Origin of the sequence: Dehalobacter sp. DCM, assembly GCF_024972775.1 — a bacterium.
Lineage (GTDB): Bacteria > Bacillota > Desulfitobacteriia > Desulfitobacteriales > Syntrophobotulaceae > Dehalobacter.
In genome coordinates, this window is record NZ_CP092282.1 from 3,369,698 (window position 1) to 3,384,776 (window position 15,079).

At 42.4% G+C, this 15,079-nt stretch carries 14 protein-coding genes; 2 read left to right on the forward strand and 12 right to left on the reverse strand.

What is annotated here, in order from left to right; translation table 11 throughout:
* Nucleotides 1-201: 201 nt before the first annotated feature.
* The 5 genes from LPY66_RS15665 to LPY66_RS15685 all read right to left on the reverse strand — a co-directional run bounded on the left by LPY66_RS15665 (nt 202) and on the right by LPY66_RS15685 (nt 5,177).
* Nucleotides 202-1,773 carry a sensor histidine kinase gene (locus LPY66_RS15665; protein WP_337985188.1) on the reverse strand — a complete coding sequence of 524 codons (1,572 nt, stop codon included), beginning with the start codon at nt 1,771-1,773 and terminating at the stop codon, nt 202-204.
* Nucleotides 1,766-2,479, reverse strand: a complete 714-nt coding sequence (locus LPY66_RS15670; RefSeq protein WP_337985189.1) for a response regulator transcription factor — start codon at nt 2,477-2,479, stop codon at nt 1,766-1,768. The genes LPY66_RS15665 and LPY66_RS15670 overlap by 8 nt, the downstream gene beginning before the upstream one ends.
* Before the next feature lie 228 nt (nt 2,480-2,707).
* Nucleotides 2,708-2,980 (reverse strand): hypothetical protein, encoded by a 273-nt coding sequence (locus LPY66_RS15675; RefSeq protein WP_337985190.1) that lies wholly within the window; start codon nt 2,978-2,980, stop codon nt 2,708-2,710.
* A 168-nt stretch (nt 2,981-3,148) separates the two neighbouring features.
* Nucleotides 3,149-4,489 carry a hypothetical protein gene (locus tag LPY66_RS15680; protein ID WP_337985191.1) on the reverse strand — a complete coding sequence of 447 codons (1,341 nt, stop codon included), beginning with the start codon at nt 4,487-4,489 and terminating at the stop codon, nt 3,149-3,151.
* A gap of 49 nt (nt 4,490-4,538) precedes the next feature.
* On the reverse strand, nt 4,539-5,177 hold the full coding sequence (locus LPY66_RS15685; protein ID WP_337985192.1) for a cobalamin B12-binding domain-containing protein: 639 nt from the start codon (nt 5,175-5,177) through the stop codon (nt 4,539-4,541).
* Between the two features lie 256 nt (nt 5,178-5,433).
* On the opposite strand from LPY66_RS15685, the gene LPY66_RS15690 reads away from it, so the two are divergent.
* Nucleotides 5,434-6,090 (forward strand): TetR/AcrR family transcriptional regulator, encoded by a 657-nt coding sequence (locus LPY66_RS15690; protein WP_337985193.1) that lies wholly within the window; start codon nt 5,434-5,436, stop codon nt 6,088-6,090.
* A gap of 113 nt (nt 6,091-6,203) precedes the next feature.
* Here LPY66_RS15690 and hypB read toward each other — a convergent pair whose 3' ends face one another.
* The 3 genes from hypB to LPY66_RS15705 form a co-directional block, all read right to left on the reverse strand.
* Nucleotides 6,204-6,872, reverse strand: a complete 669-nt coding sequence (gene hypB / locus LPY66_RS15695) for a hydrogenase nickel incorporation protein HypB (protein ID WP_337985194.1) — start codon at nt 6,870-6,872, stop codon at nt 6,204-6,206.
* A 159-nt stretch (nt 6,873-7,031) separates the two neighbouring features.
* Nucleotides 7,032-7,382: a hydrogenase maturation nickel metallochaperone HypA gene (locus LPY66_RS15700; protein WP_337985195.1), complete on the reverse strand. Its 351-nt coding sequence runs from the start codon at nt 7,380-7,382 to the stop codon at nt 7,032-7,034.
* Between the two features lie 24 nt (nt 7,383-7,406).
* Nucleotides 7,407-8,522, reverse strand: a complete 1,116-nt coding sequence (locus tag LPY66_RS15705) for a 4Fe-4S binding protein (RefSeq protein WP_337985196.1) — start codon at nt 8,520-8,522, stop codon at nt 7,407-7,409.
* 249 nt (nt 8,523-8,771) lie between these two features.
* Here LPY66_RS15705 and LPY66_RS15710 point away from each other — a divergent pair, with 249 nt between their 5' ends.
* Nucleotides 8,772-9,338, forward strand: coding sequence for a TetR/AcrR family transcriptional regulator C-terminal domain-containing protein (locus LPY66_RS15710; RefSeq protein ID WP_337985197.1), 567 nt, complete (start codon nt 8,772-8,774; stop codon nt 9,336-9,338).
* 73 nt (nt 9,339-9,411) lie between these two features.
* Here LPY66_RS15710 and LPY66_RS15715 read toward each other — a convergent pair whose 3' ends face one another.
* The 4 genes from LPY66_RS15715 to LPY66_RS15730 all read right to left on the reverse strand — a co-directional run bounded on the left by LPY66_RS15715 (nt 9,412) and on the right by LPY66_RS15730 (nt 15,035).
* Nucleotides 9,412-11,316, reverse strand: a complete 1,905-nt coding sequence (locus LPY66_RS15715) for a diguanylate cyclase domain-containing protein (RefSeq protein ID WP_337985198.1) — start codon at nt 11,314-11,316, stop codon at nt 9,412-9,414.
* A gap of 119 nt (nt 11,317-11,435) precedes the next feature.
* Nucleotides 11,436-13,037, reverse strand: coding sequence for an extracellular solute-binding protein (locus tag LPY66_RS15720; RefSeq protein WP_337985199.1), 1,602 nt, complete (start codon nt 13,035-13,037; stop codon nt 11,436-11,438).
* Nucleotides 13,038-13,317: 280 nt separating this feature from the next.
* Nucleotides 13,318-14,295 carry a uroporphyrinogen decarboxylase family protein gene (locus LPY66_RS15725; protein WP_337985200.1) on the reverse strand — a complete coding sequence of 326 codons (978 nt, stop codon included), beginning with the start codon at nt 14,293-14,295 and terminating at the stop codon, nt 13,318-13,320.
* A gap of 107 nt (nt 14,296-14,402) precedes the next feature.
* Nucleotides 14,403-15,035, reverse strand: a complete 633-nt coding sequence (locus LPY66_RS15730) for a corrinoid protein (RefSeq protein ID WP_337985201.1) — start codon at nt 15,033-15,035, stop codon at nt 14,403-14,405.
* Nucleotides 15,036-15,079: the final 44 nt, after the last annotated feature.

A 15,079-nucleotide genomic window follows, 5' to 3' on the forward strand; every position in this document is an offset into this window, starting at 1 on the left:
CGTAAAAGATATAATAAAAAAGCACCGCCGGCTTCGGCGCCCCTAATCGCGCGTCAGCTTTTGGTACTTTTATTTTGATGTGTGGGATGTCCACGCCATTAGGTCATCCGTGACCGTGACCGCCACTGCCATGCTCCGCTTCTCCGCCGGAACTGTGGCACGCAGACCTGACTTTGGGAGTAAGAATGAAAGAATAACATCCTATTTTGGATTAAATAACGGAAACGTCATGCTGAAGGCCGTTCCCTTCCCCAGTTGGCTGGTTACGTCTATTTTACCGCCTTGCAGCTGGACCAGTTTTTTGACAATCACCAGTCCCAAACCGCTCCCTTTCTCTTGGCGGTCTTGACCATGCTGGTTCTTCACCCGGTAGAACCTGTCCCAAATGTGCGGCAGATCCTCGGGGGCAATCCCAATCCCATTATCCTCAATCGTTAATACCACTTCGCCCTCCGAGACCGCCACACTCACTCGGATCAAGCCATTTTCTGTCGCGACGACGGCATTCTTCAGCAAGTTTCGGATAATCTGTTCTAAACGATCAACGTCGCCGATGACGATGGCTTTTTCTGTTTTCTTCTCCACTCGGATCATCGTATTTCTGCTAGCGGCCATCGCCTCCATGGAAATAACCACCCCTTGGGCCAAGGCGACCAAATCCACCGGCAGTTTTTCCACCGTGATATTCCCGCTTTCCAGGCGGCTTAATACCAGAATATCATCCACCAGCCGGGTGATATGAATTGTTTGCGTATAGATCGTATCCATATACCGCAGCCGTAACGCTTCGTCTTGGACCATTCCGTCACGGATCGCTTCAACAAACCCCTGCACCGCCGTCAGCGGCGTCCGTATTTCGTGGGATATTTCAGCGAAAAGCCGGGCCCTGTCTTCATCCATCTTGACGCTTTCGGTCTGGACCTTCTGCAGTCTTTCCGTCAGCTTATTCAGCTGGCCGGCAAGGGCATTGATTTCGTCCAGGGGCTGGTCGTCGGTGTTCAAAACATAACTCCCTCTGCTGATTTCCGCCACATGAGTAGCCAAACGGGATATCGGTCTGGAAATGAACATGGCCAGATAAACGGAAACGATGATGATGAAAAACAGGATGCCCATTCCCCCGATAACCAGAAAAAATTGCATTTTGTTTATAGCAAGGTCCTGATTAGAGGGCTGCGTTTCCAGTAAAATACCGTATTCGATGGTGTTTTTATTGTTCCCCATGGGGACAACGACACGGAAGGCAAGCCGTCCCGTTTCGCGATCCATTGTCCGCGTCACGGCGGTTTCCCCGTTGGTGAATCTGGCGACATGGTTAGCCTCTACCTTACTGCCGGGTAAGACTTCCTGCTCTGCTGACGTATCCCAAATAGTGCCTGCCCGGTCAAAGATGGTAATCTTGGCATCAAAGAGATCCGACAGATAGATCAGATAATCCTGTTTACGTTTGGCCTGATCAGCGGTTTCCGCAGCCGGCGGCTTACCCCATACGGTGTTTGTTTGCTCGAGTAAGGCATAATTCACCCGTTTGGCCTTACGGAACAAATCCTGTTCTACCTGGTCATAGGTCAGCTGTTTCACGATAAAGCTGGAAAACAGGATCAGCATAATCAGGCCAATGGCAAACGTCGCCACATTGGTAAAAAGTATCCGCGTATATATATTCTTATTAAACTGTTCCCATAGCATCCGTTGGAAGTTGCGGCAAAACCCGCGTACGGAGCCGATTACCCACTGTATTTTTCCCCTGACCTGCTGGTGAAAATCATTCACAACGCGTCTCTCCTCCTTTGATCGGAGGTGTAAACTGGTATCCCACACCCCACACCGTCGTCAGGTATTCATGGGACAAGGGAGCCAGTTTTGACCTTAATCTCCGGATATGCACATCCACCGTCCGCTGATCACCGAAGTAGTCATATCCCCACACCGCCGCCAACAGTTCCTCTCGGGTGAAAACCCGCCGGGGATTCTGGGCCAAGTGATAGAGCAGGTCGAATTCCCTAGGCGTCACTACCGTCTGGACGGCATCGACCAAGACTCTTCGGATATCCGCCCGGATTTCCAGCCCCGGGTATTTTAATTGCCAATTGACCTCTGTGTCCATGGGCAGGGTTCGTCTCAAAACGGCTTTGATTCTGGCAACCAATTCTCTGGGGCTGAAAGGTTTGGAAACGTAGTCATCCGCGCCCATTTCCAGTCCCAGAACACGGTCTGCTTCCTCTCCTTTAGCTGTCAGCATGATAATCGGAATCATGCGAATCGACCGTAAATTACGGCACAGGTCAAGCCCATCCTTACCGGGAAGCATGATGTCCAGGATGACAACATCGGGATTCTCCCGATCAAAGGCAGCCAATACCGCATTGCCGTCACTGACACCGATGACCTCGAAGCCCTCCCGTTCACCGTAGAGCTTGACCAGTTCTAAGACATTCTGGTCGTCATCGACAACCAGGACTTTTCCCAAAAACGGCATATTTCCTCCTTAGTACAACCTTTATCCTATCATACCATAAGTGATAAATGACGGAGAAATCCAATAATCTCCATGCGGATTGTCCTTGCCTCCATTGCCGTCGCATAGTGCACCACGATCAAAAAGAGATGAGAAACAGATTCCCATCTCTTTTTTTCTTACTCTCTATCACTTATAAAAAAGTATGCTCAGTACCTTGCCGCGGTCACACGGATGGTGAAGAAGCGGTTAAACCTTTCGTTCACCAACAAGGGTATTAAGCCATTGAATATCGTCTCTATTCGTCAGTTCCCGTTCGATTTGTTCCAACTTGGCTTGGGCTTGTTCTAAACCTGTAATTTTCCTGGCTTTCTTCAGAAATTTTACAAATCCGCGCATATCGTTTTGCCACACATCGCGATACTCACTCACCAGCTTCGTATACTGAAAAAACACGTTATCAAAATGCTCTCTTGCCCCAATATACGCCACTTGCTTTTCGTTCAGTTCTGACTTGACCATATTCGAATCCTCCTTATAAATAAACTACAGCATTGAGGATCGTTTGACTTTCCATTCTGCAGTTATTATATAGGAAAGATTTTTCCGGTATTTTGCCGGAAGTTAAATATTTGTTTCGAAAATATTAATAATTGTTACACGTAAGGAAACTTCAAATTCATAAAAAGTTTAATAGATTAAATTGGTAATGAACTGATAGATACTGTTGTTTAACGCTTCATATTCGGATTTGGCCGCCTCGGAAATGTTTGGGTACATGGTTTTATAGTGATCCCATGTCGGCAAGTATTTATTTTCCAGCGCCCGATATTCTGGAATACTGTAATCCGACTTATCAAACGGCATTCCTGACTTTTCCCCTGCATTTGGATAGACTGCATAGTCTCTCACAAATTCAGTCAATGCATTCAGTTTGTCCATTGCGATATCACTGGCAGAAACAGGGATTTTATCGAAACCGAATATATACTTTCCACCTGGTGCCAGGATATCGATATATTCTTTAGCAAGATCGATGCATTCCTGTTTGCTTTTTGATTTCAAAGCGGTAAGCGGATATAAACCGGTCAAAATGAATTTATCCCCTAATTTATCCTTGATCAATTTGGGATCACCATATTCGAACCATATAACAGTATTTGTCGGAAGTTCCTGCAAATAATCAAGGTATCTGCTCCAGTCCTGCTCACAGAAAATACGGCTGTGTATTCCTTGGGCAGCATAATGGTTAACCAATTTTTTGAATGTAGGCCACCAAAGATCTGCGAAATCCTGTTCTCTCATAAAAGGCGGCATATGCAGCGGGAAAAATACATGTCCATAATCAGATACATTCCCCGGCAAGCCTCTTCGATAAGCGATATCGTATAATGCTTCACAAGCCGCTGGGATTTGATTCCGCCGCCGTCTGACATCCTTGCTGATCCCAGAAAAACTTCTCAACTGATCGGCGAGATAATCAAAAGGCGCTTCAGTGGCTCTTGAGGAATTAGGAGGAGCCGAAAAATATCCATATTTTTTAATATATTGCCCCAGAACATTTATCGAGGCTCCCATATCTTTTTCATATTTCTTTATTCCTTGGGCAAAAGCAATAGCGGTCATCATGGGATTGTCATTTCCCAGGGCTTTAAATTGTCTTGGAATGATTTTTTCAATAATGCATGCATAGGGATCAGCAATCAATTCATCGTATTCATCATCCATCATCCCCACGACCTCCGGATGCTGCATAAAACCTTCCTTTGACATGATATATGATTGCGAATTTAAGAACTGATACATTCCCGGAAGCCGGATGGATGGGGAAACGGGACAGACATCGCTATACACGTTCTGGCAAATCATCTCAACGGAATCTGAGATTTTTTCCGGATTCCACTGAACTTCCTGCATATTCATGCCACCGATTTCAGCTACAATTTCAAAGCCAAGACTCACATTGACGGGTACACGATTGGGAATTTTTCCATCATAAATATCTTGAAATACTTTTACTCTGTCATCCATTGTGTATCTCCTTCTTTCTCACGACATGTTTCACCTCAAGATCCATACCTCACTTAACAAACATCTTACATATTTTTACACCTTCAGCCGCATTCGTTGTAAAGGCATCCGCTCCGATTTGTTCGCAACTCTCTTTCGTTACAGGATTTCCTCCAATGACAATCTTCACACGATCACGAAGACCTGCTTCTTTTAACCCGTCGACAGTTTCTTTCATCGCTTCCAATGCGAGAGTCAGCACGCCGCTCATACCAACGATATCTGGGTTAACTTCTTTAACCTTCTGGACGAAGGCATCCACTGACTGATCAATCCCTATGTCACAAACTTCAAATCCTGCTGCTTCCGCCATGCTTCGGAAGATATTTTTTCCGATATCATGGAGGTCTCCATGAACTGTGCCCAACACAATTTTACCTATTTTCTCGCTGTTTGTAGAACCGATTACCGGCTTGAGTATATTGATGGACTCAGATAACAATTCTCCTGCAAAAATTAGATCACCAACGAAATAGTCTCCTTTTTCGAACAGATCTCCGACCAAAGACATCCCTTCCTGACATGCGGTAACAACATCATGTGCTTCTTGCCCTGTTGGATTACTCTGAACAAATCTCTCCAACATTTCCATTACTTTTTCTTCCTCTAGATTCCCTACTGCTTGAGTCAAGGTGTTAATATCCAACATATAAACTCCTCCTATTTTTTATATGCTTCAACCAAGGTTAGAGAAATAGTAATAATTTGTAATTTAAAATATGTAATTTATAATTTTTTATAATAAATTATATATTCATATTACTATGCTCCACCAGGGCTCGTCAATTCATTTTATATTTTTTTTATTTTTATTATATTTTACAAGGATAATCGTATATACTTTTTCTAGAAGAAATAATTTAACCATTTCTTCTTTATGTTATAATCTCCATGAGGTGAATGATATGCCCAAGTATACCAAGGGATACGAAATGAAGCATAAAATTATTAATGCTGCCAAGCAATTATTCTACGAAAAAGGACTATCCTCTACGAAAATAATTGATATCTGCAGGCTTGCGGGATTAAAAGATAGTAACTTCAAATATTACTATGAAAGCAAATTTGATCTTGCAAATGAAATTTCAGCCAGCTTGTTGATTAAGACATACCGTTTTATCGACTCAAACATGGACCGATCCGTAATATTGGACAGTTACCAGAAAAATTTAACGTCTGGAATGATGTATTATTCCATCATTTTAAGCGATGAAAAAAATATTTCCTATTATCATGAGATTTTAAAACAGAAATCTGTTTATAGTATTATGCATAAAAATGTTCGAAGGATATATAAACGTTTTGCTGTTGACTTGAATTTGGATATCAGTATTGATGATTTGAAATACATTTCCGCTGCGGATCTTGGCATCCGAAGAGAGCTGCTGCTTGAATACATCGATAAAGAATATGACATTACGCCATACGAATTGACTTCGAAAATCTATACCTTAACTGGACGGTTATTCAAAATCGACGAGAACCTAACTGCCGAATACATTAATAACGCCCTCAAATTCGTACACGCACATAATTTCTCGCATATAAAATTGCTTATTTAGTTTTTATTCAATTACATAAAACAAAAGGCGGTGCCGCAGAACTATTTAATAGTTTTGCGGCACCGCCTTTGTCATGATTCGCTGTTATGGTCTTCACCTACAGGAACTTAACCTCATTGGTTCCACTCAGCCACATTTCGCCGCAGCCAATCCGCCCATACATCAAATCCTTCCCCGGTGATGGCCGATACTTCAAAGATATCAATCGCCGGGTTTAATTTCTTAGCCCTTTGATAAACGGCTTCCAGATTGAAGTTAAAGTAAGGAAGAACATCCATTTTATTGATAATCAGGACATCGGCCACCTCAAACATTAACGGATACTTTAATGGTTTATCATCGCCCTCCGGTACGCTTAAAATCATCGCATTCTTGGAAGCACCGGTATCAAATTCCGCCGGGCAGACTAAATTACCGACATTTTCCAGGACCACCAAGTCAAGGTCTTCCGTGCCTAATTCATCGATTCCCTGTGCGGTCATACCGGCATCCAGATGACACATGCCGCCGGTATGGAGCTGAATACATCTGACTCCCGTAGTGGCAATGGTTTCTGCATCCACAGCCGAATCGATATCCGCTTCCATGATGCCGATACGCATCTCATCTTTTAGTCTTTCAATGGTACGCATGAGTGTCGTGGTTTTTCCGGCTCCGGGTGAAGACATCAGGTTTAAGAGAAATGTTCTTTCCCCACGCAGACGCTCTCTCAGACGGTTCGCTTCTTGATCGTTGTTCTCAAAGATACTTTGTTTAATTTCGATTATCTTAACTTCGTCCATGATTATTTCCTTTCCCAATAAAATATGCACCATAATTCACTTTCTTGTGGTCAGAAATAAGCATCATTCCGCCTAACTACTTTCATACAAACGTCAGCTTTGTAAATTGCGAACACGCAATCTTTGGGGTAAAAAGAGAGCACGCTCAGCGTGCGATTTCTAAAGAATCTTAATATCTTCGATGAAAAATTCGTTTCCGCTTACCAGTTCAAGCTCGTGAGAACCGCAATGATGACACGTCATATTGGCATAATTGCTGATATATTCCCGATTCGCCTGTCCACACGCAGTGCAACGAACAACAAGAGGAACCTTTATGATTTCCAATTGAGCCTCATCGGCAATCGTCCCCCTGGCAATGTATCGGAAACACTTTTCCATCATATCGTGGATGATATCTCGGATTTCCCCGATTTTCAGTCTGACCTGCACGACTTTTTTGGCCCCGGCCACGTCGGCGTGCTTCAGCACAATCTCCACAACACTTTCAGTTATTGCCATTTCATGCATACGGCGGCACCTCACAGACACGTTTTATTTTTTGGAAAGGTTACCTTCGGACTTACGATATTCCTGCATTGAAATGTAGGTATCAAAAATCGAATCCGGTATTATTTCGACTGATTCTTTCTTGACCAGCACTTTGGCCTGCACCGGACAGACAGAAACGCATTGACCGCAACTGACACAGCTTGAGTCAGTGACAGGTTTGTTTTCAGCATCCATCGTTATGGCGTGCATCGGACACCGAACCACACACTTGCCGCAGCTTATGCAAGCGTCTCGATTCTGCTCCAGGGTGTAGTTGCTGATTTTTTTGGTAGCACTGCCGCCGAAAACTTTGGCTGCCTGAAGAATACCGCAGCCGTCAACATGACAGGAGCAAATTATCTCGCTGTTCTTGGAATAGACACACTGTATAACCATGCCTTTTTCAGTACTTCGCTTCAGAATAGCCAACACGTCGTCTACGGTAATTTCCCGTGCGATACCATTTTCGAGATAAAACTCCGCCATTTCACCACAGGTGATGCAGGTCTCCATATCAAATCCCATATCCGGCGCACCAACCGTCTTATTGAGATGGCGGCAGGTACAGTTAGAGACACCAAAAACGCTATACTGTTTGACTTGCTTCACAATATCATCGTAAGGATAGACCTCGCTGCCCTTGACCACGTCCATATTGATCGGAACGGAACGGTAGAACGGAATGTTGACATCGTATACCTGCTGAAGCATCCCCTGTCCAAAATGACCGGCAAGCCCCATCGTCCATTCTTTCTCGTCCAGGTGGTTAAGATTGAACTCATAGACACCGTGAGCTACCGGAACAACATAGTACTCCGCTCTTCCGCCTCGGCGCACTCTATAGAGCAGTCCCCGATGGGACATATCTTCCAGAACTGAAGACGCCTTCTCAAGAGGTAAACCGGTTATTTCTGCGTACCGCTGAGCGGTGAAGTACGTATCCGTCTCCATCTCCAGCCAGTAGGCAACGTCCTCCGGGGTGAAAAAGCGTTTAAGCAAAACAAATTCAATACCGGATTCCGTCGGACAATAGCCGAAGCTTAATGCGTTCATCCTGTCGCGCAGGGTCACATAGTTCTCTTCAATTTCCGTTGGCGTGAGGTTTTCAACTTTCAGCATGTCAATCTCTCCTTTAATGGTTTTAATAATGGTTTTAATAAAATGTGTTAAGAATAGACTATGAGGACACTTTCAATATAGTGTTGTTGCTGAAACAGGTCAACAGACACCCCAATTCCAAAGTCTATCTTGTTGACTTTTTACTGAAAGATTCTATTTTCTTTTTTAATGGTAATTGCTAAAATAAACTTGGGCAGTATTGACACTTTTCTATCTGGGATCATCGATAGTACCAGTGGAGGTAACTGTATGTCTGTGGGTAAAGCGACCAAAGACTTGTATAAAAACACATTGCTCTCTTTGGCAAAAGCACGTCCTCTCAGTAAAATTACGCTAAAAGACATACTTGACTGCTCGCAAACAGCAAAGCAGACGTTTTACAACCATTTTGCCGACAAGTACGCTCTGATCAACTATGTTATGTATGATTTTGTCGAGGCAATCGAAGCAACTCATGCGATGCGTTGCTATCAGGGTATTCTCTCCGTTCTCAGTTTCACCAAGGAAAATAGTTATTTTTTTACGGCAATAGTTAAAAATGACCACCCATCAAATTTTCCGGAATTTTTCTATCGTTGGTGCATCAATTATTATGTAGCCGCTTTGCATAAGGAGTATGGACTCAAGGTTATCTCTCCGGACATAAAAATCGCCATCGACTTTTACTGTCACGGCGCTGTCGGCATTTATATTGATTGGATACAAAGCGGTATGGGGGAAGCAAAGGAGTTAATCGCCAAGGCTATCGTAACCTGCCGTCCCAAAGCCCTGGATTTTTACTTTCCTATTGAAAACTCACGCGGCGGTTCTTGCTGACAATGGGTATCGCGTTCATTGTATTTTTATAAAATTAAAAAGCCCGGAAAACCGGACTTTTAGTGTTATTATTTTATAATTTAGCAGCCATCATCTCGATAAATTCATTTACAAGTTTAGGATCAAATTGAATGCCTTTATTCTTTCGTATTTCAGTCATTGCGGCTTCTTTAGAGAACGCCTTTCGATAAGGACGATCGCTTGTCATCGCATCAAATGCGTCCACAATAGAGAGTATTCTGCATTGAATGGGTATTTCTTCCCCCTTCAAATTAAGCGGATATCCGTTGCCGTTCCACCACTCATGATGCTTCAATATCCAATCCGAAATATGAATAAGGTCGGCAGAAGCGACAGTAATCCGATAGCCTATTTCAGTATGTCCTTTCATAACATTCATTTCTTCCGTGGTAAGTTGATCAGGCTTAAATAAGATTCTGTCAGGGATACCGATTTTGCCGATATCATGAAAATGAGCAAAAAGCCTCATATCTTTACTTTCGGCTTCTGAAATGCCTATTTTTCCTGCCAATTCACAACATAATTCCTTCATCCTCTCGCCATGCCCCTCAGTAATAAAATCTCTTTCTTCTAGCATCTTCGTGAGGATGTTTAGATTTTTACTCTTTTCACTTTGCTTGTGATGAAGTTTTTCATGATACATCATATTATCAGCAGTCCTGAATAGCTCTTTTATTTCTGTTTGTCCGCTCTGCCCCAGTGCGTACCCGCATGACATACTCATAGGGACAACCCGCTCATCCTGATTTGTTTTCTCCAATTTCTCTGCAATCTTCTGAATTTTGGATGCTATATCTTCTTTTGTCGCATTTTGTATTATAACCGCAAACTCATCGCCACCAATGCGTGCAATGATATCCTCTTCAGAAAAGCATTGTCTTAGGATCATCGCACATTCTTTTAGGTAGTCATCACCAGCTGAATGCCCGAGCATATCGTTTATTAACTTTAACCCATCAATATCGCATACGACAATCCCCACATCCCTATTTTCTTCGTTCTGGATTCTCGTTAATTCACTTTCAAAAAAGTTCCTGTTATACATCCCGGTAGGCATGTCAACGATGCTCATGCGATAGATGTTCTTTTCGCTTTCCTTATATTTTTCAAGCGTCTCCGACAATTCTCCAGTTTTTATTTTTACTGCTCTTTTCAGCAACACATTCCACACGATCAACAATAAAAGAACAACTGCCACTGCGGAGAACAACATGAAGAACTTAAAGAAAACATCTGAACTGACCGGAGTCTTTCCTAACCATTTTTTATCGATGGCATTATATTCATTTTTAGAGATGCTTAAAAAACCACTGTCTATTGTGTTTAACAATTCGTGATTCCCTTTTAATACAGCCCTGTGTAATTCACCATAATATAATGAAGGTGCTTCTTTAAACCTATCCTGCATATCATTTTTATAAAGGAAAAACATAGCAGAGGGTCTATCCATCACGAAGGTAGTTATCTTCTGTGCTTTTGCAGCCTCAATGATGTCACGGTAATTTGTATATTCGATTAGTGTGTCTACACCTTTATCTACGAGAAAATCAACCGCATTATCTCCGGCCTTCACCCCAACATTAAATCCTTTTAACGATTCAGCATCGACTATTCCTGATATATTATTTTGGAAGAATATTGAGACCTCAATTTTAGTATATTGTTTGGTAAACGCAAAATATTTTGTTCGTTCTTTATTATAAAAAATGGTGTCGATGACATCGAACTCACCCTTTTTCATCTTCCTGAGTGCGCTTTCCCAATCCATACCATACAATTCAACGTGAATTCCGGTTTTTTTCTGCCAAAGCATCCACTGATCCACCAGGATCCCTTGCAGCTTTCCATTACTATCCTTATAGGAATAAGGAGGATAATCATCGTCCATAATGACCTTAATTATATCTTGAGAATCACCGTCAGTAGCATATGCCGGTGTATTTAGATACATGGCCATAATGATTATAATAAGACAACAACACAGCCATATCCGATGTACATAGGCTTTTTTCATATATCAACCGCCATTCTGCTGCTAAGATAGAAATTAATTATTATTAAATAAGATGTATTAACTTACCGCGATTTTTTGTAGGCAGCTTTCTTCTGATCAATAATTTCTTGTCCGCCTTTTCTCAAATAATCATTCAGCAATTCATCATAAGTATAATCAAAATCTTCTGATTGACAAATAATAAGCTTTGCAAGTCCATACAAGTACAGCTGGTCAAGGGACTCACGATATTTACCGGCTGCCTCTATGATTATATCAAATGCCGGATTCGAGTTGTAATCCCTAAACCCGTCTTGAACAGCTATTTTCATTTCTGTGACATTCCGCTCGCCATATTTTGGGTCTGCCGCTTCAATCTGCTTGTATATCAAATTGCCATTGATGTTATAAAAGCCATTCCACATGAGGCAGTAATCCGGACTATTATAACGGTCAATATCATTTGCGGCTTTTTGTTCAATGTTTACCGTCGGTATCCCATCCTTAAGCGTGTAATGCCTTCCAGGTTCTCCCCATTTCAGCAATTTAAGCCCTTCATTTGAAGACTGCCAATCCAAGAAGTCAATAGCTGCTTGAACTTGTTCGGGAGAGGACGTCTTGGGGATCATGACAAACCACCCTTGATGCGTATAAATCGATTTTAAATACTCACCATCTGCATTCATGAAACACTCCACCGGTTCCAGATCAGCGCCGGGAACTTTATCCTGCAGAGTGGCTAATGCATTGCCATAATTTGGGCTGTATAATGCTTGCGTATCAATGGTAAAAAAGCCTACGTTGCCATTTTTAATATCCTCGTAGAAATTCTCCTCATTGGTATAGGATGTTAATTTCTGGTCAATTAACCCTTCATGATACAATTTATTCAAATACCTTACCCCATCCTTAAACCCTGGTAAGGCAAGATAGGGAAGAGTTTGAATTTCTTCGTCAGATGCTTTGACAAACGACCAAAGTAAATGTTGTGCGCCAAAATGATTGTCCACATAATTTGTCATTCTCAAGCCAAAAGGGATTGTATTATTTCCTGGACCTCCCAGGTTGTTGTCTTTGAATGCCTTCATCACAGCATGCCATTGATCGATAGTTGTTGGCTTTTGCATTCCTACCTTTTTCAACCAGTCTGTTCGGATATACGATATATGTCTGTCAACGAGCGGACGATATGCGCCCGTGGCAAAATACTTTCCATTAATTAATAGGTCATCTTTATTTTTTTCCGTTAATTTTTTTAAATGTTTCGCATTATTCAAATAGTCCGTGATGTCGGTAAGATGTCCTTCACTTGCAAACTTCAAGTAAATATCCTTCGAATAAACAAATACAATATTCGGTGCTGTCCCTGATGCCATCATTTCAATCAGCTTATCCTCTTCCTCGGCTCGCGGAACAGCGACATAGTTGATAGTGACATTATTCGGTGTGCCCCATTCTTCTTGTATCAGGTTCGTCATATAATTGTTATCTGCTGTAACTGAGCTATTCGGGGCATTGTCCCGATCAAACACTTCTATTTTCAGAGTTACAGGCGCCTTTCTTTGTACCTGTGCTTGCATTATCTGTTTATTTTCATTTTTAGATAATAATAGGGAACCGATGACAATGGTAATAATAATTGCTGCTAATAAAAAAACGATTAATGAACGCCATCTTTTTCTCATTTTGTCTCCATAATCCCACCACAATCTTGGATATTACTTACAGCTCCCGCCAATTCCGCAAATAACTAAACAACTGCTTCCAATTACATGTCTCCATTAAAATATCGTATATAATCTCTTTTCGCTTTAGCATATCCTATCAGGTAATTTGTGTAAATTTTTTTGCTAGTCTACACATACTATTCATCAACATAAAAAATCAGGGAACAGACGTTTTAGTCTGTCCCCTTTAATCGGCTTGCGGAAAGTAAACCTTATGATGATCTCCAAAATCAACGTGTTAGAATATTTCTTTGCTGATTTTGTCTACCTCTTTACTAACAGCATCATATACTCCCGGGAAAGAACTAAAATTCAAGCCCTGGGTTAAATTAGGAATAAAGTATAATTTGCCACATTCCTTGCAAACCTTCTCAACTTCTCTTGCAACCAGTTCAGGTGTCCAACCCGGGAAATCAATGGGACCACTGTCCAGTTGTCCCATAAAGGAAATCCTGCCGCCGTATTGTTTGATCAACTCCGGGGTATTGTTGGTGGTCATAACGCCCTGCCAAATATCGATACCCATATCGATCATAAACGGAACAAGGCTCGCCGCATAAGAGTCGCTGTGATGGACAATCAATTCAACGCCATTTGCTTTATAGTAGCCATAGATCTTCTTGTAAGCAGGCAGGAGGAACTCTTCGAACATCTCTGGGGATATAAAAGTACTCTTTTGGCTGCCCCAGTCGTCATGATGGAAAAGACAATCCGGATGGATTTTTTCGATCATGACTTTTGCCCACTCCAGCTCATATTGGGTAAGTGCGTCAATAAACTCCCGCATCGCTTCCGGTTCCTCATACAAAGCCATTAAGGCATTTTCCACACCCATCAGGTGATGCGTCATTTCAAATATGCCGGGTATCTTTAACCCCGTTACATATTCTTCTCTACGGTCAACTGAATTCGCATGGGCAATTGCCGGGCCCCAGGCCTCATCGGAAGTCGGGACCACAGGAATTGTAAGGTATTTCTTCCATTCAGTGATATCCTTTATGACCGTATGTTCCGCATCATGCACAGGGAACATCCCAAGCTGGCCTTCCGGCCAGTTCCAGGTAATGCCCCATTGATCCTTCCATATCTTACCATAGTTGAATTCAACACCCATGGGAACTTCCATGATTAAATTCATAAACTCATATTGATTGACAAACCGGTCAGGATTTCCGCCTCGAATAGTTTCCAATAAATTTTGTCTCTTAGTGAGCATAGACTCGTCCCCCCTAATTTCTTTAATCAAGATTAAAACATAGATATCAATTATATTTGAAAATTTCTTTCATTCGTAATGGTTTCTCGATCATCATGAATGACGTTTTAGTTTTTAACTAATTCAACCGCTTTAACAGCAGCACTTCCGGCATCTGGAGCAAATCCGTCCGCACCGATTTCTGTGGCGAATTCCTGGGTCACCGGCGCTCCGCCCACGATGACTTTGAATCCGGGAAGTCCGCTGCCTTTAATGGTCTGTACAGCTTCCTTCAACGCAGGCATGGTGGTGGTCAGAAGACCGGAGCAAGCGACTAAGGTGACGTTTTGATTTTCTTTGATGGCTTCGATCCATCTGTCTGCCGGGACATCAACTCCGAGGTCAACCATGGTGAAGCCGGCGCTTTCGATCATCATGGAAACGAGGTTTTTACCGATATCGTGCAGGTCGCCTGCGACAGTGCCGATAATGCAGGTGCCTAAAGAGTTGGAGCTGTCTCCAGCCATTAACGGTTTTAAGACGTCAACGCCTTTAGCCATGGCTTTAGCAGCCATCAGCATTTCCGGAACAAAGATTTCGCCGGTGGAGAATTTGTCGCCGACAACGCTCATGGAATCAACCATGCCCTGAAGAATGTCTTTGGCTGCACTGCCTTCGTCTAATGCTTCCTGTACCAGACCCGGTACCAGTTTCGTTTTCCCTGCTTCTACCATTGCTTTGACTTCATCGATTTTTGCCATTTTTAAAAGTCCCCCTTAAATATATTTATTTATTTTGAGTTGGA

Excerpts from the sequence above, each read along its gene's own strand:
- LPY66_RS15705 (WP_337985196.1), bottom strand. The coding sequence starts at position 8,522 with ATGCTGAAAGTTGAAAACCTCACGCCAACGGAAATTGAAGAGAACTAT.
- LPY66_RS15690 (WP_337985193.1), top strand. The coding sequence starts at position 5,434 with ATGCCCAAGTATACCAAGGGATACGAAATGAAGCATAAAATTATTAAT.
- LPY66_RS15710 (WP_337985197.1), top strand. The coding sequence starts at position 8,772 with ATGTCTGTGGGTAAAGCGACCAAAGACTTGTATAAAAACACATTGCTC.
- LPY66_RS15670 (WP_337985189.1), bottom strand. The coding sequence starts at position 2,479 with ATGCCGTTTTTGGGAAAAGTCCTGGTTGTCGATGACGACCAGAATGTC.
- LPY66_RS15730 (WP_337985201.1), bottom strand. The coding sequence starts at position 15,035 with ATGGCAAAAATCGATGAAGTCAAAGCAATGGTAGAAGCAGGGAAAACG.
- LPY66_RS15700 (WP_337985195.1), bottom strand. The coding sequence starts at position 7,382 with ATGCATGAAATGGCAATAACTGAAAGTGTTGTGGAGATTGTGCTGAAG.
- hypB (WP_337985194.1), bottom strand. The coding sequence starts at position 6,872 with ATGGACGAAGTTAAGATAATCGAAATTAAACAAAGTATCTTTGAGAAC.
- LPY66_RS15720 (WP_337985199.1), bottom strand. The coding sequence starts at position 13,037 with ATGAGAAAAAGATGGCGTTCATTAATCGTTTTTTTATTAGCAGCAATT.
- LPY66_RS15680 (WP_337985191.1), bottom strand. The coding sequence starts at position 4,489 with ATGGATGACAGAGTAAAAGTATTTCAAGATATTTATGATGGAAAAATT.
- LPY66_RS15675 (WP_337985190.1), bottom strand. The coding sequence starts at position 2,980 with ATGGTCAAGTCAGAACTGAACGAAAAGCAAGTGGCGTATATTGGGGCA.
- LPY66_RS15725 (WP_337985200.1), bottom strand. The coding sequence starts at position 14,295 with ATGCTCACTAAGAGACAAAATTTATTGGAAACTATTCGAGGCGGAAAT.
- LPY66_RS15715 (WP_337985198.1), bottom strand. The coding sequence starts at position 11,316 with ATGGCCATGTATCTAAATACACCGGCATATGCTACTGACGGTGATTCT.
- LPY66_RS15685 (WP_337985192.1), bottom strand. The coding sequence starts at position 5,177 with ATGTTGGATATTAACACCTTGACTCAAGCAGTAGGGAATCTAGAGGAA.